We start from the raw sequence: 25,565 nt of genomic DNA on the forward strand, positions 1-25,565 counted from the left end.
ATATCAAAATGGAAAACCTAGTTTCGCTTTATCGGGCGCTCCCAGCCGGTGATATTACGCTGTTTGCCCCGGGCCACGGCCAGCTCCTCACTACCCACTTCCCGGGTGATGGTGGAACCCGCCCCGACGGTGGCACCACTGCCGACTTTCACCGGGGCAACCAGGGAGGTATTGGAACCGATAAAAGCCCCGTCACCAATTTCGGTGAGGGACTTATTCACACCATCGTAATTACAGGTGATGGTACCGGCACCGATATTCACCGAATCGCCCAGGACCGAATCCCCCACATAAGAGAGGTGATTGATCTTGCTACCGATACCCACTTTGGCTTTTTTGGTTTCGACAAAATTCCCCACCTTGGCACCATTAGCCAGCTCGGTGCCGGGGCGCAGGCGGGCAAAAGGACCTATGGTGCAGGCTTCTCCCACATCGGCACCTTCAATGACCGAGTTAGCCTCCACACGGGTGCCATCCGCTAAACGGCAGTTTTTTAGCAGGCAATTGGGGCCAATCTGCACGCCTTTACCCAGAGAAACCTTGCCTTCGAAGATGCAATTGATGTCGATAGCTACATCCGTATCGCATTCGAGATTGCCACGGATGTCGATTCGGGCCGGATCGAGCAGGGTCACCCCGGCATTCATCAGCGCCACAGCACGGGTGTGCTGCAGGGCACGCTCCATTTGCGCCTGCTGGGCGCGACTATTTACGCCGGCCACTTCCAGCGTGTCACTGGCACGCTCGCCGGTAACCGCAATTTCCTCGTTCACCGAGCGTGCAATGACATCGGTCAGGTAGTATTCGCCCTGGGCATTGTCACAAGACAACTCTGGCAGCCAACGTGCCAGCAAATCCGCTGGGGCCGCCAGAATGCCGGTGTTTACCTCGCGGATAGCCAGTGTATCAGCATCGGCATCCTTCTCTTCGACAATCGCCTGCACTCGGCCTGTATCGTCGCGCACTATGCGCCCATAACCGGCCGGATTGGCCATTTCTACTGAGAGCAGGGCGGGGCCGTGATCTGCTGCCGACAACAGGGACTGCAAAGTGCCCGCCCTGACCAGTGGCACATCCCCATAGAGCACCAAGACGGTGGAGCCCTCGCGGAACTGGGGAATCGCCTGCGCCACAGCATGGCCAGTACCCAACTGTTCCGTCTGCTCAACAAATTTCACACCACTATCGGCAAAACGCTCCCGCACCTGATCCGCGCCGTGTCCGACAACCACGGTGATTTCAACGCCCTGCAACTGCCGCGCTGTCTCAATCACATGCCCCAACATGGGAATTCCGCCAATTGGGTGCAGTACTTTGGGCAGGTCAGATCGCATACGGGAGCCTTTGCCCGCGGCCAAAATCACAACATCGATAGTCATATTGGTTTGAAATCTCTCTAATTTCATAAATTTGGCAACATTGTGGCCACTAGCCCCCACTAACTCAACCCACCCCGGCAGCTTGGCGCTAGGCGCATTGCGATTGCCGCCAAACGGCGATACCGGTACTTTAGCGTCCTGAAAATCAATTCACTGCCCATTAAAACTGAACAGTAAGAACCAGCGCTGAAGAATGCGGTGGAGGGAAATTGTCCATGAATGCGAACGAGCAAAAAAAACCACGGCGCCATCTATTGGCTCTGGCAGCACTGGCGCTGTCTTTGCCAGTAGGAGCTTTAGCGTCGACAGAGGAAATCTCAAAAGACCAGGAAGCACAGGAAGAGAAGCAGGAAGAAAAATCCTGGGATATCAACAAGCCGCCCTACGAATTTAAACCGATCCAGTTGGACACCCGCGAGACCACCTGGAGCAACCTGGATATCAGCCCGGATGGCAAAACCATCCTGTTCGATATGCTCGGCGATATCTACACAGTGCCGGTAGCAGGCGGCGAGGCGATAGCCCTAACCAATGAGATCGCCTGGAATATGCAGCCGCGCTTCAGCCCGGATGGCAAGAGCATCGTATTTATCAGCGACCGCGATGGTGCCGACAATATCTGGTTGATGGACCGCAATGGTGAAAACTTTCGCCAGCTCACCACAGAGAAGGAAAACTTGCTGCACTCACCCAACTGGAGCCCCGATGGCCAGTACCTGGTAGCGCGCAAAGGCTTTATGTCCGGGCGCAGTATCCCCGCCGGTGAAATCTGGATGTATCACTACGGTGGCGGTGAGGGGCGCCAACTGAAAGAGCGTATCGGTGGCGATATCGCGCAGAAGAACATTGCCGATCCGGCATTCTCCCCGGATGGACGCTATGTCTATTACTCCATCGACACCACCCCTGGCACCGTATGGGAGTACAACAAAAACTCCACCCAGGAAATTTTTGCCATCAACCGCTACGACCTCCAGGACGGTGAAGAGGAAACCTTCATTTCCGGTCCCGGCGGTGCGGTGGCACCCGTACCCTCCCCGGATGGCAGTAAACTGGCCTTTATTCGCCGCCAGGACAATCGGACCTCCCTGTTCCTGAAAGACCTGGAAACCGGCTTGGAAACCCCGGTTTACGCAGGCCTCGAGCGGGACCTCCAGGAAATTTTCGGCCCCCATGGCAACTATGTGCAATACGATTGGATGCCCGATGGCGAGTCGCTGATCGTATGGACCGGCGGCAAATTCCTTCGCATCTCCATCAACGGGGACAGCGTCGCGCCAATTGAAGCCCATGTGAAGGTCGAGAAGCAGGTGGCCGATGCGGTGCGTTTCCCGGTGGAAGTGGCCCCGGAAACCTTCGATGTGAAGATGATTCGCTGGGCGCAAAAATCCCCCAACGGCAAGCAGGTCGCTTTCCAGGCATTGGGCAAGATTTATATCCAGGATATCGACAGTGGTGAGCGCCGTCGCCTGACCCGCCAGGGCGACCACTTTGAGTTCTACCCCAGCTGGTCCCGCGATGGTCGCCAGATCACCTATGTCACCTGGGACGATCAAAAACTCGGTCATGTACGGGTGGTATCCGCACGCAGCGGTCGCGGCAAAAACATCACCAAGCAGCCCGGCCTGTACGTAGAGCCGAGCTTCTCCCCCAGTGGTGACATCGTAGCCTACCGCCGCTTTACCGGTGGCTACTTGCTGAGCCCCGAGTACTCCTTGGAGCCGGGTATCTACCTGGCAGACGTCGACGGCGACTGGCAGCGCCGGGTCGTGAAGTCCGGCTATGAGCCGCACTTCGGCGCCAGCGAGGAGCGTATCTATTTCTCCGAGTACCAACACGCCGGCGGCGGCAAGCGCGTACTGAAAAGCACCAACCTGGAAGGCAAAGATGAGCGCGAGCACCTGCATGGCGCTGAGATCACCTCCTTCCGCCTATCCCCGAACGGCAAGTGGGTCGCCTTTACCCAGGACTTCAAAGCCTTTGTCGCGCCCTTTATGCACACCGGCAAGTCCGAGGTAATCGGCCCCGATAGCAAAGCGGTTAAAGTCTCCCAGGTATCCAAACGCGCCGGTGAATATCTACACTGGTCCGCCGATAGCGACACCTTGGGCTGGGCACACGGGCCCAAGCTGTTCGAGCGCGAATTAAAAGACGCCTTCGAATTTGTCGCCGGAGCCCCGAAGGAACTGCCAGAGCCGGTTTCTGAAGGCATCGACCTGAGCTTTGAGCAGTCCTTCGACAATCAGGCAGATCTCGTTGCCCTCACCGGCGGCAAGGTCGTCACTATGCGCGATGCGGAAAACACCCGTGAAATCATCGACAATGGTGTAGTTCTATTCCGGGGCAACCGCATTGTCGCGGTGGGGCCAGCTGCAGAAGTTGAAATTCCGGCCGAGGCGAAGCGTATCGATATCACCGGCAAAACCGTATTGCCAGGGCTTATTGACGCTCATGCCCACGGTGCTCAGGGACGCGAAGAAATTATCCCGCAGCAAAACTGGAACCTGTTCTCCAGCCTGGCATTTGGCGTGACCACCATTCACGACCCCTCCAATGACAGCAGCGAGATCTTCTCCGCTGCAGAAATGCAAAAGGCCGGCGTGATTACCGGACCGCGTATTTTCTCCACCGGCACCATCCTCTATGGCGCCAAAGGTCCAGGCTATAAAGCCAAAATCAACTCCCTGGAGGACGCCCAGTTCCACGTCAACCGCCTCAAGGAAATGGGCGCCATTTCGGTGAAGAGCTACAACCAGCCCCGCCGTGACCAGCGCCAGCAAGTGCTACAGGCAGCCCGCGAGGCCGGCATTATGGTAGTGCCCGAGGGCGGCGGTAAGTACCAGCACAATATGAACATGATTGTGGATGGGCATACCGGTATCGAGCACTCGCTGCCGATCGCCAATGTCTACGGCGATGTGGAGCAACTGTGGAGCCAAACCCAAGTGGGTTATACACCGACCTTTGTCGTGGCCTATGGCGGTCTCTGGGGTGAGGAGTACTGGTATGACCGCACCGAAGTGTGGAAAAACGAGCGCCTGACCCGCTTTACCCCGGACTTTATTGTTAACCCCCGCTCTATCCGTCGCCCCACTGCACCGGATGCCCACTACAACCACTTCAATGTGGCCCGCCAGGCCAAGCAGCTGCGCGACGAAGGTGTCACCGTACATATCGGCGCCCACGGACAGCGCGAAGGACTGGGAGCGCACTGGGAGATGTGGATGATGGAGCAGGGCGGCTTTACCCCCTGGGAGGCCTTCCGCGCCGGTACCATCGATGGTGCCCGTTACCTGGGTATGGATGGCGATATCGGCAGTATCGAGGCAGGTAAGCTCGCTGACCTGATCGTGATCGACGGCAACCCCCTGGATAACCTGCGCCTGTCGGAGAACATTACCTACACAGTGATCAATGGCCGCGTATTTGAGGCGGAAACCATGAATAAAATGGGTGCTGGCGAACGCCTGGCATTCTTCCATGAGCGCCTGCCTATCAGCGCTATGCCCGCTCCTACGGCGGAAGCGGTACAGGAGAAGATGGAGCGCCACCACTGGGTGCACTAGAGCACAGACTGTGCCCCTAACTCATAGCCCGGCAGTAACTGCCGGGCACTACTCCCATTGACCCTTGGGAATAACACATCGACTAGGGCAGGTTATTGGTGATATATCCATATTTCAGCAGCCCCACAAATACCGCACCACCAAAGGTATTACCCAATGTGGCGATGACTTGAAATCGCAGTAGCTCTAACCAATCAACAACCCCCTCTCCACCAATCCAGGCACTAAAAATGGCTACGGCTCCCGCAATACAGTGGGGCAGACTTCCTAGGCCGATAACAAAGGTCACTATGGCAATAACAATGATTCGACCTATGGTGTCTGTACTGGATGAAACCAACCAACCGAGCAGCCCCATTAGCCAACCAGCCAGAATCGCCCCAAGAAACAGCGCCACATTACTATCGTCAATGAGCTTCTGCCCATAGTAATCAAACCCTTCCTGAGTAATGTTTTGACTGACCAGGGCATAACTCACCAGCATAAGCGCAAATATAAAAGCACCAGTCATATTGCCCAGATAAATCAATCCCCAAATGCGCCCTAAATCTCGTAACCGTTGCCTTCCATCCACAACCGGAAGAATTGCCAGTGTCGTATGTTCAGTAAAAAGGTCTGTTCGACCGATAATGACCAGGATAAAACCAACGGGATAGCTCAACGACAACACAAGGTGTAAAGCTGGTTTTCCCAACTCCCCATAAAAACTACTAAACAGCGCCATCATCAAAAAAAAACTGAAGCCGATCTCCAACCCTGCGGCAACAGATGACAATAACAGCGAGCGACTCTCTCGTTCATATTCTTGCAGGCTGGCATCCATTTGCTCACGCAAGACAGCCCGCTCACTCTTAGGTTTATCGCTATCAATACTCATTCAGTAAGAAGAAATAGATATATAGGCATCATATCGTGGAAAGAAACGTCGTATAGATAGAGTAGCTGCTTTGGAATTCAACGAGATTACTGACTAAAGCAGATGATGAATTGGCAGAGGCAAGAATAAATCCTGAGGCCTGATCAACAATCAGAAAAAGATCATCTTCCACAGGTATATCAAATAAAGGTCATCGCGATTTAAAATCGCAACGATAAAAAAGCCCTGCTAAGCAGGGCTTTAAAAAGTCACTAGGGTTACCTTCTGCTAGGCCTCGTCAACCTCTTTTAGAAGGGCTTGATCAAGAGCTTGCGCACGCTGAAAAGCCTCGCGTTTAGACAAGCGCTCCACATATTCCTGAAACTCTTTTCGCTTCTCAATAGTGCCAAATTCCATACCCCAGCCCAGTTGAGCGGCGATATAAACATCCGCAGCAGTAAATCGCTCACCTAGTATATAGGGGTTAGATTTTATCCATTCAGAGAGAGTATCCAGCGCCAATTGGTAGTTACCGTAACCAAGCATCATCTGGTTATCCGCGCTGGCTTCGTCACCAAAGATATTCTTGTTCACAATGGCCTGTTCCATGGGCCCAGCTGCAAAGAACATCCAGCGGTAATAGCTTGCTTTCTCATCATCACTCTTTGGCGCCAGTTCAGCATTACCAAAAACTTCTGACAGATAGACACAAATAGCCGCAGTTTCAGTAATGATTCTCTCACCGTGAATCAGAGTTGGCACCTTACCCATTGGATTAATCGCCAAGTATTTAGGCGTCTTCATGGGCTCACCGTACTCAAGTACTTCTGTGCGATACGATAAATCCAGCTCTTCCAACATCCAGCGCACTATACATCCACGTGACTGGGGGTTAGTGTATAAAGTCAAATTATTAGACATGAATCTCTCCCTGAGAATAGGAGGTCACAGTTTAGGGGACTATTAATTTTTTTCGAGAGTTTTTTGTGCCAATGGAAGATTAGTGACTAATATCTTCAATTAAATGAAGGGGGAGATGTAAAACTATTAAAAGATTATTACTTTCTTTTAACTCAACCCCATTAGAGCCATTCCGCTAACTCCACAGTAATATATTCTGGTCCTTCAATATACACCAACTTTCTATGTAAGTACTCCATAATATGACTGCGAATCTTAATACCATTTTTTCTCAAATGATCAACAGCCAACTCAATATTTTCGACCTTGAAGCAGAGATGGTTGTATCCAGGACGCGCTAGATTCGATATTTTTGGATCGGAGAATATTTTTGGGTTTCTATAATGCAGCAATTGAATCTCAAACCTTGGTTCAGCGCCCTTTAACACCATGGTTAAGTGATCAGCTTCTATATCGGGTACATCCATATATTTGGCAACTTCCTCCCCTGAAATAACATCAGTTATTTTCAACTCAAAGTCGAGCAACTCAAAAAAATGCTTGCTTCTCTCTAAATCTGTAACTGCAATCGTGACGTGATCGGGATTTTTCACCATCGGAAAACTCTCGTAATAAATTATCTATCTCTGGATATTGCCCTACCCATTTTCTCATATTCATTGCGTAATACGGGTATATTTTCAATTCCAATATAAGTTTCTGTGTGCTCTACAAATCCTTTCCAGTGGAATGGGAAAACCACTTCTACTTTTGAGTGAGAAACCGCAAAATTGTAAGCCTGTCTAGCTCGTAAAAGAAGTTCCGTTACTGATAAAGTCTCGTAACCACTATTAGTTGTCTTGAACCCTCTAGGAATTAAATAATATTTAGCATCCATGTGCTGGGTTTTATGCATCAATTTTTCAACAATCTTATTTTGAAAATTCACACCATAATAATAATCAACTCCAAATAAATTAAAATTTTCAGGAACAATTAACTGAAATCTCGCTTGACTCACCGTGTTATGTGTAAAAGTAATTGCCAACTTTGCCGTAGGGAAGTCTTTCTTTATCAGCGCTCCAATTTCTTCAAAGTAGAGTTTTAATTCTTTATCAGGCAAAGAAGAGCGTTGAAAAGGTTCATCCAGTGGATCAAAGGCGTAAATAATATCTTTAAAGGGCAGTAATTGATGCCTAGCTCTTTCCCACCGCTCTCGGTAATCTTCCTGTTTATTCTTGCCAAAATCCTTAAAAAAAATTGGAGCCAGTGCCACCCAGATCTTTAACCCGTGTCTCCTGGCGACCTCCATCAGGTCTATGTCAAAACACCAAACATCTACAAATGTAGAGAATTTTGCTACCTCTGGAATATCATCTTCATCCCAGCCCGAGTGATAAAAACCAAATTCTTTTAAATGACTCGGCACATGGTTCTTTTTAGGAACAATTCCTGTCACAAAAATATTCCCTGGAATAATTATAGGCTTGGTCTCTCTGAGGTATTCAGCAGGAGTATGGTAGGTATAGAACTGAGAGTGGCTATCCATTGACCAGGACAGCATAAGACACATCAAAAAAGCCGCAAGTTTTTGAAAAGAGGCCTGATACAACCTTATAAAAAACATAAATCAGCGCCATTTTTAATTGATGGAATACATTTAGCTTGATCAACCAACATCCAGTATAGAAAGGCGCGGAGATGAGATAGGGAGATTGTGGGGAAACAGCGTATTCAAGAAATAAAAAAAAAGCAGCCGAAGCTGCTTTTTTTGTCGCCAAAAACAGGCCTTACAAACTGTAAGAACTGCTTACTTGCCGGCCGCCTTGCGGATTGCCTGCAGGGTGCGCAGACGCGCCTCGGCTTCGGCCAGTTGGGCTGAGATACGCGCATAATCGACTTCAGAGGGCGCTTTGTGCAGGGCGTGTTCCGCTTCTTCGCGGGCCTTCTGCGCAGCTTCCTCATCGATTTCACGCTCGGCTACATCCGCGAGGATGGTAACCATGTTCGGCTGAACTTCGGCGTAGCCACCGCTGACGAACAGTACTTCCTCTTCACCACCGGGCTTGATGATGCGTACCGGACCGGGCTTCAGGGCGGTTAGCAGTTGCGCGTGGCCGTAGGAGAGACCCAGCTCACCTTCGATACCACTCACAATCACCATCTGCACCAGTCCGGAGAAGAGAGACTGCTCGGCGCTGACAATGTCACAATGTACTGTCATGGCCATAGTATATGCCTCTCTGGCTTAGCCTTTGCTCTTGTTGGCTTTTTCCACAGCTTCGTCGATGGTTCCCACCATGTAGAAGGCCTGTTCAGGCATGTGGTCATATTCACCGCTCAGGATGCCCTGGAAGCCACGGATGGTTTCTTTCAAGGAAACGTATTTACCTGGTGCACCGGTGAAGATTTCCGCAACGTGGAATGGCTGGGACAGGAAACGCTCGATCTTACGGGCGCGGGCTACGGTCTGTTTGTCTTCTTCAGACAGTTCGTCCATACCCAGGATCGCGATGATGTCCTTCAGCTCTTTGTAGCGCTGCAGTACGGACTGAACGCCACGAGCCACTTCGTAGTGTTCCTGACCAATTACCTGCGGGTCCAGCTGACGGGAGGTGGAGTCCAGCGGGTCAACAGCCGGGTAAATACCTTTGGCGGCGATATCACGGCTCAGTACTACGGTGGAGTCCAAGTGCGCGAAGGTGGTCGCCGGAGACGGGTCAGTCAAGTCATCCGCCGGTACGTATACCGCCTGGATAGAGGTGATAGAACCAGTCTTGGTGGAGGTAATACGCTCCTGCAGAACGCCCATCTCTTCCGCCAGGGTCGGCTGGTAACCTACCGCAGAAGGCATACGGCCCAGCAGTGCGGATACTTCGGTACCGGCCAAGGTGTAACGGTAGATGTTGTCGACGAACAACAGTACGTCTTTACCTTCATCACGGAATTTTTCCGCCATGGTCAGGCCGGTCAGGGCTACGCGCAGACGGTTGCCGGGCGGCTCATTCATCTGGCCGTAAACCATCGCCACTTTGGAGTTGGCTTTGTTTTCCAGGTCAACAACGCCGGATTCAGCCATCTCGTAGTAGAAGTCGTTACCTTCACGGGTACGCTCACCAACACCGGCGAACACGGACAGACCGGAGTGCTCGGTAGCGATGTTGTTGATCAGTTCCATCATGTTTACGGTTTTACCAACACCGGCACCACCGAACAGACCAACTTTACCACCCTTGGCGAACGGGCAAACCAGGTCGATTACCTTAATGCCGGTTTCCAGCAGTTCGGTAGAGCTGGACTGCTCTTCGTAGGTCGGCGCGGCGCGGTGGATAGAGGAGCGCTCTTTCTCACCAATAGGGCCACACTCGTCAATCGGGTTGCCGAGCACGTCCATGATGCGACCCAGGGTTTCCTGGCCAACCGGTACAGCAACCGGAGCGCCGGTATTGCGCACGGGCAGACCGCGGCTGATACCTTCGGATGAACCCATGGCAATAGCGCGTACCACGCCGTCACCCAACTGCTGCTGCACTTCCATGGTGAGGTTCTTGTCCTCAACCACCAGTGCGTCGTATACATTCGGAACAGAATCGCGTGGGAATTCCACGTCGATGACCGCTCCGATCACTTGCACAATTTGCCCGTTACTCATTTCCGGATCCTCAGCTTTAAATTCTTTCTAGGCTGACCATTACTGCTAGGGGCAGCGGATTAAACCGCCGCCGCACCGCCGACAATTTCGGACAGTTCCTGGGTAATGGCCGCCTGGCGCGCCTTGTTGTAGACAAGCTGCAACTGATCGATCAGCTCACCGGCGTTATCGGTGGCGCTCTTCATCGCGATCATACGCGCTGCCTGCTCACAGGCTTTGTTTTCAACTACTGCCTGGTATACCTGAGACTCGATATAGCGAGCCAGCAATCCATCCAGCAATTCAACCGGATCCGGCTCGTAGAGGTAGTCCCACTCGTGCATGAGCTTTTCATCTTCGTCCTTCGGCAGCGGCAGCAATTGCTCGACCCGCGGCTTCTGCGACATGGTGTTGATAAACTCGTTGGATACCAGGAACAGGCGATCGATATCGCCTTCTGCGTAACGGTCCAGCATTACTTTTACTGAGCCAATCAGCCGGTTGGCCTGGGGCGCATCGCCCAGGTCGCGAACCGCTGCGACAACCTTGCTGCCGATGGCATTGAAGAAACTGGCCGCCTTGTTACCTACCGCGCAGACTTCTACGTCAACGCCTTTTTCGGACCACGCCTGCATCTCGCGGATAGCAGCTTTGAACATATTGACGTTCAGGCCGCCACAGAGACCGCGGTCAGTGGATACCAGGATAAAACCGACCCGCTTGGCCTCACGCTCCTGCAGGTAAATATGCTGGTACTCGGCCGAAGCGTTGGCGACGTGGCCGATCACTGCGCGTATGCGCTGGGCGTAGGGACGCCCCAGTGCCATGCGATCCTGAGCCCTGCGCATCTTACTGGCTGCAACCATTTCCATTGCGGCAGTAATTTTTTGCGTGCTCTTGATGCTGGCAATTTTTGTGCGTACTTCTTTTCCGCCTGCCATAGTGATTTACCTTGTTCGCTGGAAGTTAGATTCCGAAAGAGCGGCAATGCCGCTCTTTCGCGCTCTCCAGGGAGTTCTTACCAGCTGCTAGTAGCGACGAACTTCTCGATAGCCGCTTTGAAAGCTGCGTCGATTTCGTCGTTGTAGTTACCAGTCGCGTTCACTTTCTCCATCAGCTCTGCGTGTTCGCTGTTCATATAAGCGAGCAGGGCGGCTTCGAAATCGAGAACCTTGGCAACTTCTACTTCTTTCAGGTAACCCTTGTCAGCGGCGTAAACGGAAACAGCCATGTCCGCGATAGACAGCGGAGAGTACTGCTTCTGCTTCATCAGCTCGGTTACGCGCTCACCGTGATCCAGCTGGGCCTTGGTGGCTTCGTCCAGGTCAGAGGCAAACTGGGAGAATGCCGCCAGTTCGCGGTACTGGGCCAGAGCGGTACGGATACCACCGGACAGCTTTTTGATCACCTTGGTCTGCGCTGCACCACCTACACGGGATACGGAGATACCCGGGTTGATCGCAGGGCGGATACCGGAGTTGAACAGATCGGTCTCGAGGAAGATCTGGCCATCGGTAATGGAAATCACGTTGGTCGGTACGAACGCGGATACGTCACCGGCCTGGGTTTCGATGATCGGCAGGGCGGTCAGAGAGCCGGTCTTGCCTTTCACTTCACCATTGGTGAACTTCTCTACGTAGTCGGCGTTTACACGCGCGGCGCGCTCCAGCAGACGGGAGTGCAAGTAGAAAACGTCACCGGGGTAGGCTTCACGTCCGGGCGGACGCTTCAGCAGCAGGGAGATCTGACGGTAGGCCCAAGCCTGCTTGGTCAGGTCATCGTATACAATCAGGGCGTCTTCACCGCGGTCGCGGAAGTACTCACCCATGGTACAGCCGACGTAGGGAGCCAGGAACTGCATCGCTGCCGGATCGGCGGCGCCAGCGGCGACTACGATGGTGTGGTCCATAGCGCCGTGCTCTTCGAGCTTGCGCACTACGTTGGCAATAGAGGACTGCTTCTGGCCCACGGCAACGTAGATACACTTAACGCCGGTGCCTTTCTGGTTGATGATGGCGTCGATCGCCACAGCAGTCTTACCGATCTGGCGGTCACCGATGATCAGCTCACGCTGGCCACGGCCGATCGGGATCATGGTATCAACCGCTTTCAAACCGGTTTGTACAGGCTGGTCAACGGACTGACGGGCGATAACGCCGGGCGCTACCTTTTCTACCGCGTCGGTCAGCTTGTTGTTCAGCGGGCCCTTGCCGTCGATCGGGTTACCCAGCGCGTCTACAACGCGGCCGAGCAGTTCCGGACCAACCGGGGTTTCCAGGATACGGCCGGTACAACGACACTTCTGACCTTCGGCCAGAGATTTGTAGTCGCCCAGGATTACAGCACCAACGGAGTCGCGCTCCAGGTTCAGCGCCATACCGTAAACGCCGCCTTCGAACTCGATCATCTCACCGTACATCACGTCGGCCAGGCCGTGGATGCGGATGATGCCGTCGGATACGGAAACAATGGTGCCCTCATTTTGGGCTTCAGTGCTCACATCGAGATTTTCGATGCGGCTCTTGATGATTTCACTGATCTCAGAGGGATTCAGTTGCTGCATGCTCTGTTCCTCAAGTCCCCCGCCGGCTGACGCCGACGGGGAGAGTAATTTAGGAGTTCATCGCCTCGGCGAGCTTGGCCAGACGTCCGCGTACGGAACCGTCGATGACTGTATCACCGGCACGGATGATCGCGCCGCCCAGCAGGCTCTCGTCCACCGAGCTGTGCAGATGTATTTCGCGTTCAAACTTCGCGCTGAGCTTCTGGCTCAGCGCTTGCGCCTGTGCATCGCTCAGGGCTTGCGCGGAAACAACTTCCACCTCGAGGGTGGCTTCCGCCTGCGCTTTCAGCTCTTCGAACAGCTCGGAAATTTCCGGCAGCAGCTGCAGGCGGTGGTTTTCCGCCAGCAACCGGATGAAGTTCTTTCCGTGCTCGCCGAGCTCGTCTGAACAGATCGACAGGAATTTATCTGCGCGCTCTTCACTGGTGAGCTGTGGGTTATCCAGCAGCTCACGCACTTTTTCGTTCTGGCTGACCGCCGCCGCGGTTTCCAGCGCAGCGCTCCAACCACCGAGGTTGGAGGCTTGCTGCGCATAGGCAAATGCGGCTTTAGCGTAGGGCCGGGCCAGTGTGCTGAGTTCCGCCATGGGGTTCCTCGCTTACAGCTCGGCTGCCAGTTTGTCGATCAGGTCGTCGTGCGCCTTAGCGTCGATATTGACCGCGAGAATCTTCTCCGCACCCAGGACAGACAGGTCTGCCACACGGCTGCGCAGTTGCTCTTTAGCGCGATTCACTTCTTGGTCGATCTCAGCTTTGGCCGCAGCTTTCAGGCGGTCGCCCTCAGCATGCGCAGACTGCTTTGCTTCATCGATGATCTGATTGGCGCGTTTGTTGGCGCCATCGATAATCTCGCTCGCCTGATCTTTGGCTTCTTTCAGCTGCTCGGCAGCTTTACGCTTGGCCAGTTCCAGGTCTTTCTGCGCGTGTTCGGCGTCAGCAAGACCATCTGCGATCTTTTTCTCACGCTCTTTCATCACGCCCAAAAGTGGCGGCCAAACAAACTTCCAGCAAAACCAGACGAAAAACAGGAATGTGATCGACTGGCCGATTAGAGTCAGGTTGATATTCACACCGACACCTCTTGCTCTTTAAATAGGGTTAAGGGCAATTGGAACGGCGTAATTAAACCAGACCAGGAGCGACGGCGAAGATCAGGTACATAGCGATACCAACACCGATCATCGGAACCGCGTCAAGCAGACCAGCCATCAGGAACATTTTGCCCTGCAGAGCCGGAGCCTGTTCAGGCTGACGAGCGGAACCTTCCAGCAGTTTGCCACCCAGGGTACCGAAACCGATTGCGGTGCCCAGGGCGCCCAGACCGATCAGCAGTGCACTTGCGATGTAAACCAGACCTAATGCTTCCATTGTGTTCTCCAAATCAAAGTTAAAGAGTTGTTGTAAAGGTCGAAAAAAGGGTTAAAAAAACTTATTGATCGTGCTCGTGCTCATCGTCGCGATGGTGCGCCATCGCCATGTACACGGTGCTCAATACCATAAACACGAACGCCTGCAGCACGATGACCAGCACGTGGAAAATCGCCCAGCCCATATGCAGGAGGCCCGCACCGATAAAGCCGAGAACACCAACGCCAAAGACAATCGCGATCAGGATAAAGATCATTTCACCGGCATAGAGGTTTCCGAACAGACGCAGGCCCAGGGAGATCGGCTTGGCAATCAGGGACACGGCTTCCAGCAGGAAGTTGACCGGGATCAGCAGGATGTCAAAGAACAGCTTGCCGGTATGGAAAGGGTGCAGAGTCAGCTCTTTCAGGAAGCCCAGCGCACCTTTCTCGCGAATACTGAAGAAAATCATCAGCGCGAATACCGCCAGCGCCATACCCAGGGTGGCATTGGGGTCGGTGGTCGGAACCACTTTAAAGAAGAGGTGATCGTTGCCGGAAATCTTGGCGGCGGCCATGGGCAGCCAGTCGACCGGTACCAGGTCCATCAGGTTCATCAGGAAGACCCACACAAAAATGGTCAGCGCCATCGGGGCAACCATGGTGTTGCGGTGGGGGAAGGTTTCCTTAACCAGTTTGTCGATAAACTCGGTGACCAGCTCCACAAAACTCTGGAAACCGGTGGGCTTGTCCACGCTGGCCTTCTTGGCGGCGCGGGCAAACAGGAAACAGAAAATCAGACCGAGGCCGATAGACCAACCCAGGGTATCCACATGTAGGGCCCAAAAGCCCATATCTGCGGCTTCCTGAGAGGAATGCGCCATAGTCCAGGTGGACTCACTAAGCACAGAGCCATCGGCGCGGGTGTAACCGGCCGGCAACTTGCCGTAAGTCATATTTTGCAGGTGGTGTTGGATATACCCCGTCGCAGTTAGAGCTTCGCCCGCCATAGTTCCTCAACAATCGTAAAAGTAAGAATTCTTTTTTCTTATCCGCCGGCTAGCGGACCATGCGCGCCACCATAATCCACTGCACGATTACACAGAGGACGTAGCTGATAAAAAGCGCTGCCGCATTCAGCGGCTTGACGGTGGCAAAAACTGCCGCAAAACCCGCCATGGTCAATATAAATTTGCCGGTTTCCGCGCGGTAGAAATTGCCTACCACGCGATGGGCCGCGCGCGCACCGCTATCGCGAAAGGCGCGCCTGCCAAAATATGCTCCGGGCAGTGCGCACAGGGCACCACCAATAAATACAGAGAGCGCCGTCACCGGTTTGCCACTCAAGTGCAGTACCGCACTGGCCAGCGATACCAGCAGAAGCTGTACCGCGGCAATTCGTAATACCGGGGGTTTAGTCATAGACGGGATAAGCCGACTTTTTTTGCGCTGTCCGCCCAAAATTTGGGCGTGCGAATTATGCTGCAACAGCATCGCCGATTCAACCGGCAAATGTCGTCAACTTATTTGATTTTCGGGAGGTTTTGGGTGGAATGGCTCGGCGCAGTGAGTATTTGCCAACAGTTATTGCGCGCGCCACTAGGGCGCGCATTTCGCCAAGGCCTCAATCCTCGGCGTAACCCAGGTGGGCGAGGATTCCATCCAGCTCTTCCAGGTTGGTGAATTTCAGCACCAGGCGACCATTGCCCTTTTCGTTGTGATCGATAGATACGGGCACACCGACCTTTTCCGCCAGGCGCTCGGTAAGACGGCGGATATTGGGATCGGGCTTGGGTTTTTCCGCTGCCGGGGTGGCCGGCTGTTGCAGGCGACGCACCAGCGCTTCTGTTTGTCGCACAGTGAGGCTGCGCTCGACAACCTGACGTGCGGCAGAACGCTGGGTGGCACCGGAGAGACCGAGCAGCGCCTTGGCGTGTCCCAGCTCCAGGTCGCCGCGCTCGAGAAAAGTACGCACTTCTTCACTGAGGCTCAACAAACGCAGTAGGTTGGTCACAGCGGTACGGGATTTACCCACTGCATCGGCCACTTCCTGCTGGGTCAGCTTGAATTCATCCTGTAGGCGCTTGAGGGCTACGGCTTCCTCCACCGGGTTCAGGTCTTCGCGCTGAATATTCTCGATCAGCGCCATGGCGATAGCGGCTTCATCGGAGACACTGCGCACTATTGCCGGCACCTTTTCCAACCCGGCCAACTGGGCAGCGCGCCAGCGCCGTTCACCGGCGATAATCTCGTAACTCTGCTCACCAATGCCGCGTACGACAATCGGCTGCATAATGCCCTGGGCACGAATGGAGTCCGCCAGCTCCTGCAGGGATTCCTGTGGAAAATCCCGGCGCGGCTGATAGCGACCGCGCTGCAAAAACTCGATCGGTAGCTCTTTCAACACTCCATCGGCTACAGCAGCTTCAGTTTCCGTGTCACTGGTTACCTCGGCAATCGCGCTGCTGGCGTTATTGCTGATCAGGTGGGATAAACCCCGTCCCAGTCCTTTGCGCTTCGCGGCCATAGTAATTACCCCTTATACCGCTTCCGCCACAGGGCGGGTTTTCTTGTTGGAAGATTGGCTGGCGGGATGGCGGCGATTGATTTCGCAAGCCAACGCCAGGTAAGCGATAGCCCCCTTAGAGTGGCGATCGTAATCCAACGCCGGTTTACCAAAACTGGGCGCTTCCGCCAGGCGCACATTACGCGGAATACAGGTGCGGTACAGACGATCGCCAAAGAACTCCTGCAACTGCGCCGACACCTCACTGGTGAGGCTGTTGCGCGGGTCGTACATGGTGCGCAGGATACCCTCGATTTTCAGGTCTGGATTGGCAGCCTGTTGAATCTGAGTGATGGTATCGACCAGCGCCGAAAGGCCTTCCAGCGCGTAGTATTCGCACTGCATAGGAATTAACACGCCGTGAGCCGCACAGAGGGCGTTCACTGTGAGCATATTCAAAGACGGCGGGCAGTCGATAACCACGTAATCGTAGCGACTGACGACTGTGGCAAGAGCATTGCGCAAACGGGACTCGCGCCCCTCCAGATTGAGTAACTCCACCTCTGCCGCAGACAAATCGCCGTTGCCGGGGATTAAATCAAACCCACTTTCTGTGGAGACAATGACCTGCTCCACAGGCAATTCAGCGGCCAGCACATCGTAGCCGGACACCTGCAGGTCACTTTTATCCACACCACTGCCCATGGTGGCATTGCCCTGGGGATCCAGGTCGATCAGCAATACGCGCCGCTTGTTGGCAACCAAAGATGCGGCCAGGTTGACGCAGGTAGTGGTCTTACCAACCCCGCCTTTCTGGTTGGCCACAGCAAATATCTTGCTCAAGATTCTTGTCCTTTGTTGTTTGCGGGTGCGATTGCCCCGACGCCGGTTCGGCTTCTGGCCACGGCTAATGAGCTCCCAGGAACGGGAAAGCTATATGGCGGGTGATAAACCCACCAAATTATTCAATTATTCTGTGCGGCAGAGCTGGATCAGATGGCGCTCGCCGTCGCAACTGGGCACCGACAAACGGTGCACCTGCTCGACCTTAATGCCTTTTGGCAGAGCGCTCAACTCATCCTCCGGCAACTTGCCTTTCATGGCGTAAAAGCGACCAGCGGGAGCTAGCATATGCTCGCTGCCATTAACCATATCCTCAATGGAAGCAAAGGCGCGAGAGACTACACCAGCAAAAGGTTGCTCCGGCACAAAAGCCTCCACCCGCTCATTGACCACGGTGACATTGGGCAGGGGCAGGGTGCTGGCCACCTGGAACAGGAAGCGGGTCTTTTTGCCGTTACTGTCGAGTAGGGTGATAGAGCGCTCGGGATGGACAATGGCCAGGGGGATGCCCGGCAGTCCACCTCCGCTGCCCACATCGATTAAGGGGCCCTCGCCACAGAGGTTTACCACACTGAGGCTGTCGATAATATGGCGCTCCAGCATCTGCTCCGGGTCGCGTATGGCAGACAGGTTGTAGGCACTGTTCCAGCGGGCAAACAGCGCTAGGTATTCCAGTAGCTGATCCTGCTGCCGGTCGCTCAGTACAACCGACATCTGAGCCGCTGCCTTGTGCAGGCGCGGGCGAAACTGTTCCATTGAGTGAGAAATGGGTCTATCCCCCAGTATTCCCGCGAAATTCAAATCCCCCCGCAGGGTCTCGCGGGATACCCTGTGGAAAACCGATTTATACCGCTTTTTTGCGCTTAAGCAGCCCGCGCTTTTTCAGTTGGATCAACAGCAGTGAGATGGATGCCGGGGTCACGCCCGGAATCCGCGAGGCCCGCGCCAATGTATCCGGGCGGGTCTCACCCAGCTTCTGTTTGACCTCGTTGGAGAGGCCGGAGATATCGCTGTAGTCGAAGTCCGCCGGGATCGGGGTGTCTTCATAGGCTTGCAAGCGCTCGATTTCCTCGCGCTGGCGATCGATATAACCGGCGTACTTGGCCGAGATCTCCACCTGCTCGGCAACCTGTTCGTCGGTTATCGCTTCCCCTTTAAGGCCCGCCACATCCCCATAGCCCAGCTCCGGACGGCGCAGTAGGTCCATCAGGCTGTATTCCCGCGCCAATGGCTGCGGCAGCTTGGTTTCCACAGAGGCAGCCTGGGGCGTCTTGGGATGCACCCAGGTCTCCTGCAGACGCTGGGTCTCCCGAGCGATCGCCTCGCGCTTTTCACTGAACGCTGCCCAGCGGGTATCGTCGACTAAACCCAATTCGCGACCTTTTTCGGTCAGGCGCAGGTCAGCATTGTCCTCACGGAGCAGCAAGCGGTATTCCGCGCGGCTGGTAAACATGCGGTAGGGCTCTTTAGTGCCGCTGGTGATCAAATCATCCACAAGCACGCCCAGGTAGGCTTCATCCCGACGCGGGGACCAGGCTTCGCGCTCTTGGGCCTGTAGGGTAGCGTTGGCGCCAGCCAGGAGTCCCTGGGCGGCCGCTTCTTCGTAGCCGGTGGTGCCATTGATCTGGCCGGCAAAGTAGAGCCCCTGGATAAATTTGGTCTGCAGGGAGGGCAGTAGATCCCGCGGATCGAAGAAATCGTACTCAATGGCATAGCCCGGGCGGGTGATATGCGCCTTTTCAAAGCCCTTGATGGAGTGCACCAGCTCAATTTGCACATCGAAGGGCAGACTGGTGGAAATACCATTGGGGTACAGCTCGTTGGTAGTCAGCCCCTCGGGCTCGATAAACACCTGGTGGCTGTCTTTGTCCGCAAAACGGTGCACCTTGTCCTCGATGGAGGGGCAATAGCGCGGGCCAATCCCCTCAATCACACCGGAGTACATAGGCGAGCGATCGAGTCCACCCTGGATAATTTCATGGGTGCGGGCATTGGTGTGGGTAATCCAGCAACAGATCTGGCGCGGGTGTTGGTCGCGGCTGCCCAGGTAAGACATCACCGGAGTGGGAGCATCCCCCCATTGCTCCTCCAATCCACTGAAATCTACAGAGCGGGCATCAATGCGGGGAGGCGTGCCGGTTTTCAGGCGATCGACACGGAAGGGCAATTCGCGCAGGCGGTCCGCCAGGGCAATCGAGGGTGGATCTCCAGCGCGGCCACCGGCATGGTTATCCAATCCAATATGGATTCGGCCGCCGAGGAAGGTCCCTGCGGTCAGTACCACTGTCCTGGCGCGGAAGCGCACGCCAGCATTGGTGACAACCCCGACCACGCGTTCGCCTTCGACAATCAAATCATCCGCCGCCTGTTGGAAGATCTCCAGGTTTTCCTGAGCTTCCAGGATTGAGCGGATGGCAGCGCGGTACAGGGCCCTGTCGGCCTGAGCGCGGGTTGCCCGTACAGCTGGCCCCTTGCGAGCATTCAGTACCCGGAACTGGATACCACCCAGGTCAGTTGCAGTTGCCATAGCGCCACCGAGGGCATCCACTTCCTTCACCAGGTGGCTCTTGCCTATGCCACCAATGGCTGGATTGCAGGACATCTGCCCGAGAGTTTCGATGTTGTGAGTCAGCAGCAGGGTAGAGGCTCCCATTCGTGCGGCTGCCAGGGAGGCTTCGGTACCCGCGTGGCCTCCGCCGATCACGATCACATCATAGGTTTTGGGAAAATCCATAGTGGCTGCTACTGGTTACAACTTGGGGCGCACATTTTATAGTCAGTAAGACTCCTCAGCAATTGGCTTTATTCAAGCCGTTCAGGAAACCTGTGCCTCTGTCTTTCTCTCTCTTTCCAGAGCATCAACTTCTAATCGCTTGACCCTCTTAGAGGGATGAATCTCAAAACGCTGTCTAGCTTTCTTAAATACTCTTATTAATGAATATATGTATATCTTAAAGAGTATTTTTTTATATTTGTTGTTTTTATTAGGCTGCGACCAATCCGGTATAAGCCTAAAAAAACCTTTAAAAACAACAGGTTATGGATATGAAAACCCTGCCGACAAACCCTTGGTGGACACAGGGGTAACCGCGGTATGAGGCTGTGAAAACTTGGGACAACTTTGCCTCATCTACCGTTCTTAGGAAGTTATCATCATACCGTTGTTCTATTTTGCAGGTGCTTATCCCCTCTTTTGCCCACAGTCAGTTTTTTTCGACTAGTGCTTGTTGTGCTTTACCCGGAATTTCTGGGGGGGACCTGTGAGTAGTTGAGCATAATGTATAAATCTGTGCATATACCCATTGGATCGGTGTGGGTTAATGGTGAGATAACTGCCAATAAGCTTATCCACGGGAAATCCCCGTGGACATGTATAACTTCTTTCCCTCAATAGCCTTTTAAACAGTGGCTTAAAGCTTATTTCTTACCTATTTCGTGGAAAATATGCGGGAAAGCTGGGGATTAAATAGAACTTTTTTGGCAACCTAGGATAGATCTGGGCTCTTCCTGTGAGCAAGAGGTGTGGAACTTGTGCCTGAATGAGAATAAGGAAAATAAGAAGAAGGAAGAGTAGGGAGGTAGGATAGGGAAGAGAAGAGGACGCTATTTTCTAGCGTCCCAAATTGGATAAGTTGCGGGTTGAATACCTTTGAATCTATGCGTCTATTTACCGAAACAGAAGCTACTTACCGATACAGAAGCTACCGAAAATCTTTCCGAGCAGCTCGTCCGCGCTCACTGTGCCGGTGATTTCCCCCAGTGCCTGCTGGGCCTGACGCAAGTCTTCCGCAAGTAACTCACCGGCACCGTGACTGTGAAGCTGCTGGGAGCCTTGCTCGATAAAAGCGCGGGCCCGCTCAAGTGCCTCCAAATGCCTTCTCCGCGCGCTAAAGTTGCCTTCGGCAGCGCCACTGAAGCCGATAGACTGTTTTAAATGCTCCTTCAGCGCTTCGAGGCCCGCACCGGTCTTGGCGCTGATGGCGATTACCGGCACGCCTTCAGTGTGGGCTTGGAGTCCGGCACTGTAATCGCTGAGATCAATTTTATTCAGTACCAGTGTGAGCTTGTCTAAGTCCTGAAGCTGGTGGGTAAACTCCGGCCAGGCCTCTGCCGGGTCCAGTGAGTGGAGTTGCTCTGCATCCATTACCAGGAGCACGCGATCCGCCTGGTGAATCTCCTCCCAGGCCCGCTCGATTCCGATCTGCTCTACCTTGTCCGGCGCATCCCGCAGACCGGCGGTATCGGCGAACTGCAGGGGCATGCCGTCAATGTGGATATCTTCCCGCAAGATATCGCGGGTGGTGCCGGCGATATCGGTGACGATGGCGGTATCGCGCCCCGCGAGGGCATTGAGCAGACTCGACTTGCCGGCGTTGGGGCGCCCGGCAATGGCCACTCGCATACCCTCGCGCATAATGGCGCCCTGGCGCGCCTGGGCTTCCACACCAGTCATTTGCGCCAGTAGGGCCTGGATATCCGCAGCCACCTTGCCATCGGCGAGAAAGTCGATCTCCTCTTCGGGAAAATCGATGGCGGCTTCCACATAGATACGCAGGTGGGTGAGACTTTCCACAAGGTCTTCGATCTTGTCGGAAAAAGCCCCTTGTAGTGAACGCATGGCGTTGCGTGCCGCTTGGGCACTACCGGCATCGATCAGATCGGCGATCGCTTCGGCTTGGGTGAGATCCATTTTATCGTTGAGGAAGGCGCGCTCGGAAAACTCACCGGGGCGTGCCTGGCGGGCCCCCAGTTCGATCGTTGCCTTTAGCAGTTGATCGAGAATGACCGGGCCACCGTGACCTTGCAGTTCCACGACATCCTCTCCGGTAAAGGAGTTGGGGCCTGGAAAAAATAGGGCGAGCCCCTGGTCGATCAGCCGCTCATTGTGGCAAAAATCCCGGTAATGGGCATAGCGCGCTTTAAGAGGTTTTTCCCCGCATATTTGCTCGGCAATGGGCAGGGCTTTGGGGCCTGAGAGGCGGATTACACCGATACCACCGCGCCCCGGTGCGGTGGCGACGGCGGCGATGGTGTCACGATTAAGGCTTTGTTGTGTCATCGGCTGAGTGTACTCGACATAACGGAAAAGGGCCGCAGTTGCGGCCCTTGTTGTTTGTGATCCGTGGATACTTGATCAGTATTTTCCGGCATCCACCTGCTTGTTGATATACCAGGTTTGACCGATGGTGATCAGGTTGTTGGCGATCCAGTACAGGACCAGGCCAGCCGGGAACCAAAGGAAGAACACCGTCATCATCACCGGCATCAGCTGCATGATACGGGCCTGGGTCGGGTCGGTGGGGGCCGGGTTTAGCTTCTGCATAAACCACATGGACAGGCCCATCAGTACCGGCAGAATGAAATAGGGGTCCTTCGCCGACAGGTCGTGAATCCAGAAGATCCAGGGCGCATGGCGCAGCTCTACGGTTTCGGTGAGCATCCAATAGAGGGCAATAAACACCGGCATCTGCAGCAGGATCGGCAGGCAGCCCCCCATGGGATTGATCTTCTCGCGGCGGTAGAGCTTCATGGTCTCTTCCGCCAACTTCTGACGATTGCCCTTGTACTGCTCCTGTAGCTTTTTCATCTGCGGCGCGAACTTGCGCATGCGCGCCATAGACTTGGTGCCTGCGGCGGACAGCGGCAGCAGCAGTGTCTTGATAAATACGGTGAGCAGGATAATCGCCCAGCCCCAGTTGCTGACGATATGTTCCTGGATAAAGTGCAGTACACGGAACAGCGGCTTGGCGATCCACCAGAGCCAGCCGTAGTCCACGGTCAGGTCCAGGTAGGGAGAGATCTCCTCCAGACGGTAGACATCCTTGGGGCCGGCATAGAATGAAGCACTCAGCTCACCCTGGGTCGCGGCGGGAATTTGTACCGGCTGGGCGGTGAAGCCCATACGGAATAGTCCGTTGGATAGCTCGCGCAGCTCAAAAGTATTGCGCTCGTCCTGAGGGGGAATCCAGGCACTGAGGAAATAGTGCTGCACCATGGCTACCCAGCCGCCTTCAATGGTTTCTTTGGTGGGCTTCTCGGCGATTTCCTCAAAATCCTGCTTGAAGTAATTTTCTTCGTTGGTGTGCAGGGCAGCGCCGAGGAAGGGTGACATACCAAAACCGGTATCCGTCACCGGCTCACTGGCATCGCGCTTGATCTGGCCGAACATAGCGGCGGACCAGGGCTTGGCGCTGGTGTTATCCACCAAGTAGGCCACCTGGACAAGGTAGTCGCCACGCTTAAAGGTGTAACGCTTGGTGATATTTGCGCCTTCTTGCTGCAGGGTCAGGTCCACAACCAGCTGATCCTGGCCTTCGACCATGGCGTAGTTGGCCTTTTCAACTTTAAACAGGGGACGGCCGGCGGCGCTATCGGTGCCATTGTTACCGATCAAGCCACTCTGGGCGATATAGGTGTGGTAGCGGGTCTGGTTTAACAGGATCAGAGGCTGGTCCGGCGTATCCAATTTTTCCTGGAATTGCCGCAGGGCCACTTTAACGATATCTCCGCCACGAGGATCGATCAGAAGATCAAACACATCGGTGGTGACATGGATGAGTGTGCGCTCGCCGCCATCGGTGCCTGTCTCTGCCGGCGCCTGGGACTCCAGTTGGGGCACATCGCCATTGCCGTTGTCGCTGGTCTGCGCCGGGATCTGGCTGCCGCTTTGTACATCGTTGTGTACTATGGTTTCGCGGTCGAGTTCAGGAGTGTGCTGCTCTTGAAATGCATTCCACTGGAAGATAAGTGCCAGGAGAACCGCGAGAATTCCACCAAGCAGCGTATAGCGTTGCCAATCCATCTTAATACCTAGAGCGTGTTCTTGTGTTTGGTGGGGGGAACCGGGTCCAACCCACCTGGGTGCCAGGGGTGGCATTTTATAAGGCGGCGCGCGGTTAAATAACCCCCTTTTAGGGCCCCGTGAGTCTCAATAGCCTCTTCGGAGTAGCGGGAGCAGGTTGGGTAAAAGCGGCATTGGTTGCCTACCCAAGGGCTGGCCAGATAGCGATATACGTGTATCAGCTTGATCAGCAGCCACTTCATGACTTCGATTGTGGCTGTTGCGCGCGCTTGGCCAGCTTGCGCCAGAGCTTGTTGAGTGTCTTTGCCAGTGCGGCCTTATCCAGATCTGCAACCCCAGGTCGCGCCAATACCACAGCATCCAGCGGCGGCAACTGGTGTTGCTGCAGGCGGAAAGTTTCGCGGGTGATTCGCTTGATTCGATTGCGATCGGAGGCATTGCGCACGTGTTTCTTGGCGATTACCAGGCCGAGGCGCGGGTGTTCCAAGTCACTAGGGCAGGCGAGAATCAGAAGATGGGGATGCGCGGCGCGCACAAAGTTTTCATTGAAAACCTTGCGATACTGCGCCGCATTAAGCAGGCGCAGCGTCTTGGCAAATCCGAAGCTGCTACGCGCCTGCTGCATAAAAGAGGTCTCTAAAAGAAGAGAAATTATGCAGACAGTACTTTGCGGCCTTTAGCGCGACGGCGGGCCAGGATTTTACGGCCGTTTTTAGTTGCCATACGAGCGCGGAAACCGTGTGTGCGTTTGCGCTTCAAGTTGCTGGGTTGAAATGTGCGTTTCATAGTCTTGCTACCTGAGACTTTGTGTTCAAGATTTCTCGGGACCATCCCCGGCCGCGGCCTGGGCTCCGGTCCGGCACAGAGCCGGGGCAGACGGAGCTACGCGCTGCGAAGGCCGCGGATTGTATAGAAAGGCAGCAGTGAAAGCAACGCACAGGCCGGGGAAATTCGGTTTGTTTATCACCTAAAGCACGGCTTCCCATCACGTCAATTTAACAAGCCCTTGAGCTGCCTGAAATATTTGGCGATGCCCACCGATTGGCCCCAAGATATACACAGCATCCTGTGGATAAGTGTGTCGATATGCGCGCTTCACCTGTCTAATTGTTGCGCAAATACCTGATTGCATGGACCTTTTTACTTAATTTTTTCAACAGATCGATGCTTTCTT

The 25,565-nt window shown here is 54.4% G+C and carries 25 protein-coding genes; 1 reads left to right on the forward strand and 24 read right to left on the reverse strand.

The features are described 5' to 3' along the window. Nucleotides 1–17 precede the first annotated feature (17 nt). The gene (gene glmU / locus FIU95_RS20260; protein WP_152456482.1) at nucleotides 18–1,379 is read right to left on the reverse strand and encodes a bifunctional UDP-N-acetylglucosamine diphosphorylase/glucosamine-1-phosphate N-acetyltransferase GlmU; all 1,362 of its coding nucleotides are present in this window, start codon (nucleotides 1,377–1,379) and stop codon (nucleotides 18–20) included. Between the two features lie 215 nt (nucleotides 1,380–1,594). Between glmU and FIU95_RS20265 the strand changes: the two genes are divergently transcribed. Next, entirely contained in the window at nucleotides 1,595–4,945 is a 3,351-nt protein-coding gene (locus tag FIU95_RS20265) for an amidohydrolase family protein (protein WP_152455975.1), read from the forward strand. Between the two features lie 82 nt (nucleotides 4,946–5,027). Here the strand turns inward: FIU95_RS20265 and FIU95_RS20270 are convergent, their stop codons facing one another. The 23 genes from FIU95_RS20270 to rpmH form a co-directional block, all read right to left on the reverse strand. After that, nucleotides 5,028–5,822 (reverse strand): formate/nitrite transporter family protein, encoded by a 795-nt coding sequence (locus FIU95_RS20270; RefSeq protein WP_152455976.1) that lies wholly within the window; start codon nucleotides 5,820–5,822, stop codon nucleotides 5,028–5,030. Nucleotides 5,823–6,089: 267 nt separating this feature from the next. Further along, nucleotides 6,090–6,722: a glutathione S-transferase family protein gene (locus tag FIU95_RS20275; protein ID WP_152455977.1), complete on the reverse strand. Its 633-nt coding sequence runs from the start codon at nucleotides 6,720–6,722 to the stop codon at nucleotides 6,090–6,092. Between the two features lie 161 nt (nucleotides 6,723–6,883). After that, nucleotides 6,884–7,318, reverse strand: a complete 435-nt coding sequence (locus tag FIU95_RS20280) for a VOC family protein (protein WP_152455978.1) — start codon at nucleotides 7,316–7,318, stop codon at nucleotides 6,884–6,886. A 20-nt stretch (nucleotides 7,319–7,338) separates the two neighbouring features. Beyond that, a complete protein-coding gene (locus FIU95_RS20285) occupies nucleotides 7,339–8,160 on the reverse strand; it encodes a hypothetical protein (RefSeq protein WP_152455980.1) in 822 nt (273 codons plus the stop codon). Nucleotides 8,161–8,242: 82 nt separating this feature from the next. Further along, nucleotides 8,243–8,482, reverse strand: coding sequence for a hypothetical protein (locus tag FIU95_RS20290; protein WP_152455982.1), 240 nt, complete (start codon nucleotides 8,480–8,482; stop codon nucleotides 8,243–8,245). 29 nt (nucleotides 8,483–8,511) lie between these two features. Next, nucleotides 8,512–8,931: a F0F1 ATP synthase subunit epsilon gene (locus FIU95_RS20295; protein WP_020413901.1), complete on the reverse strand. Its 420-nt coding sequence runs from the start codon at nucleotides 8,929–8,931 to the stop codon at nucleotides 8,512–8,514. An 18-nt stretch (nucleotides 8,932–8,949) separates the two neighbouring features. Further along, entirely contained in the window at nucleotides 8,950–10,353 is a 1,404-nt protein-coding gene (gene atpD / locus FIU95_RS20300) for a F0F1 ATP synthase subunit beta (protein WP_152455984.1), read from the reverse strand. A 59-nt stretch (nucleotides 10,354–10,412) separates the two neighbouring features. Next, entirely contained in the window at nucleotides 10,413–11,273 is an 861-nt protein-coding gene (atpG, locus tag FIU95_RS20305) for a F0F1 ATP synthase subunit gamma (protein ID WP_152455986.1), read from the reverse strand. Between the two features lie 77 nt (nucleotides 11,274–11,350). Next, entirely contained in the window at nucleotides 11,351–12,895 is a 1,545-nt protein-coding gene (gene atpA / locus FIU95_RS20310) for a F0F1 ATP synthase subunit alpha (protein ID WP_152455988.1), read from the reverse strand. A 49-nt stretch (nucleotides 12,896–12,944) separates the two neighbouring features. Then, nucleotides 12,945–13,481, reverse strand: a complete 537-nt coding sequence (locus tag FIU95_RS20315; RefSeq protein ID WP_152455990.1) for a F0F1 ATP synthase subunit delta — start codon at nucleotides 13,479–13,481, stop codon at nucleotides 12,945–12,947. A gap of 12 nt (nucleotides 13,482–13,493) precedes the next feature. Beyond that, a complete protein-coding gene (locus tag FIU95_RS20320) occupies nucleotides 13,494–13,964 on the reverse strand; it encodes a F0F1 ATP synthase subunit B (RefSeq protein ID WP_152455991.1) in 471 nt (156 codons plus the stop codon). 52 nt (nucleotides 13,965–14,016) lie between these two features. Beyond that, nucleotides 14,017–14,262: a F0F1 ATP synthase subunit C gene (gene atpE / locus FIU95_RS20325; RefSeq protein WP_020413895.1), complete on the reverse strand. Its 246-nt coding sequence runs from the start codon at nucleotides 14,260–14,262 to the stop codon at nucleotides 14,017–14,019. 61 nt (nucleotides 14,263–14,323) lie between these two features. Then, on the reverse strand, nucleotides 14,324–15,250 hold the full coding sequence (atpB, locus tag FIU95_RS20330; RefSeq protein WP_152455993.1) for a F0F1 ATP synthase subunit A: 927 nt from the start codon (nucleotides 15,248–15,250) through the stop codon (nucleotides 14,324–14,326). A gap of 49 nt (nucleotides 15,251–15,299) precedes the next feature. Then, nucleotides 15,300–15,662, reverse strand: a complete 363-nt coding sequence (locus tag FIU95_RS20335) for an ATP synthase subunit I (protein ID WP_152455995.1) — start codon at nucleotides 15,660–15,662, stop codon at nucleotides 15,300–15,302. 202 nt (nucleotides 15,663–15,864) lie between these two features. Next, nucleotides 15,865–16,767 (reverse strand): ParB/RepB/Spo0J family partition protein, encoded by a 903-nt coding sequence (locus FIU95_RS20340; RefSeq protein ID WP_152455997.1) that lies wholly within the window; start codon nucleotides 16,765–16,767, stop codon nucleotides 15,865–15,867. Between the two features lie 12 nt (nucleotides 16,768–16,779). After that, the gene (locus FIU95_RS20345) at nucleotides 16,780–17,589 is read right to left on the reverse strand and encodes a ParA family protein (protein ID WP_152455999.1); all 810 of its coding nucleotides are present in this window, start codon (nucleotides 17,587–17,589) and stop codon (nucleotides 16,780–16,782) included. A gap of 126 nt (nucleotides 17,590–17,715) precedes the next feature. Continuing rightward, complete coding sequence (gene rsmG / locus FIU95_RS20350; protein WP_152456001.1) at nucleotides 17,716–18,345, reverse strand: 16S rRNA (guanine(527)-N(7))-methyltransferase RsmG; 630 nt, start codon at nucleotides 18,343–18,345, stop codon at nucleotides 17,716–17,718. A gap of 88 nt (nucleotides 18,346–18,433) precedes the next feature. Then, complete coding sequence (gene mnmG / locus FIU95_RS20355; RefSeq protein WP_152456003.1) at nucleotides 18,434–20,323, reverse strand: tRNA uridine-5-carboxymethylaminomethyl(34) synthesis enzyme MnmG; 1,890 nt, start codon at nucleotides 20,321–20,323, stop codon at nucleotides 18,434–18,436. Nucleotides 20,324–21,271: 948 nt separating this feature from the next. Beyond that, complete coding sequence (mnmE, locus tag FIU95_RS20360; protein WP_152456005.1) at nucleotides 21,272–22,648, reverse strand: tRNA uridine-5-carboxymethylaminomethyl(34) synthesis GTPase MnmE; 1,377 nt, start codon at nucleotides 22,646–22,648, stop codon at nucleotides 21,272–21,274. Between the two features lie 75 nt (nucleotides 22,649–22,723). Further along, the gene (gene yidC / locus FIU95_RS20365; RefSeq protein ID WP_172975472.1) at nucleotides 22,724–24,391 is read right to left on the reverse strand and encodes a membrane protein insertase YidC; all 1,668 of its coding nucleotides are present in this window, start codon (nucleotides 24,389–24,391) and stop codon (nucleotides 22,724–22,726) included. An 8-nt stretch (nucleotides 24,392–24,399) separates the two neighbouring features. Next, nucleotides 24,400–24,633: a membrane protein insertion efficiency factor YidD gene (gene yidD, locus FIU95_RS20370; RefSeq protein WP_083922742.1), complete on the reverse strand. Its 234-nt coding sequence runs from the start codon at nucleotides 24,631–24,633 to the stop codon at nucleotides 24,400–24,402. Further along, nucleotides 24,630–25,016: a ribonuclease P protein component gene (gene rnpA, locus FIU95_RS20375; protein ID WP_152456009.1), complete on the reverse strand. Its 387-nt coding sequence runs from the start codon at nucleotides 25,014–25,016 to the stop codon at nucleotides 24,630–24,632. Before rnpA ends, yidD begins: the two co-directional genes overlap by 4 nt. 26 nt (nucleotides 25,017–25,042) lie before the next feature. After that, nucleotides 25,043–25,177: a 50S ribosomal protein L34 gene (rpmH, locus tag FIU95_RS20380; protein WP_020413885.1), complete on the reverse strand. Its 135-nt coding sequence runs from the start codon at nucleotides 25,175–25,177 to the stop codon at nucleotides 25,043–25,045. Between the last annotated feature and the right edge of the window lie 388 nt (nucleotides 25,178–25,565).

This window comes from Microbulbifer sp. THAF38 (assembly GCF_009363535.1).
Taxonomy (GTDB): Bacteria; Pseudomonadota; Gammaproteobacteria; order Pseudomonadales; family Cellvibrionaceae; genus Microbulbifer.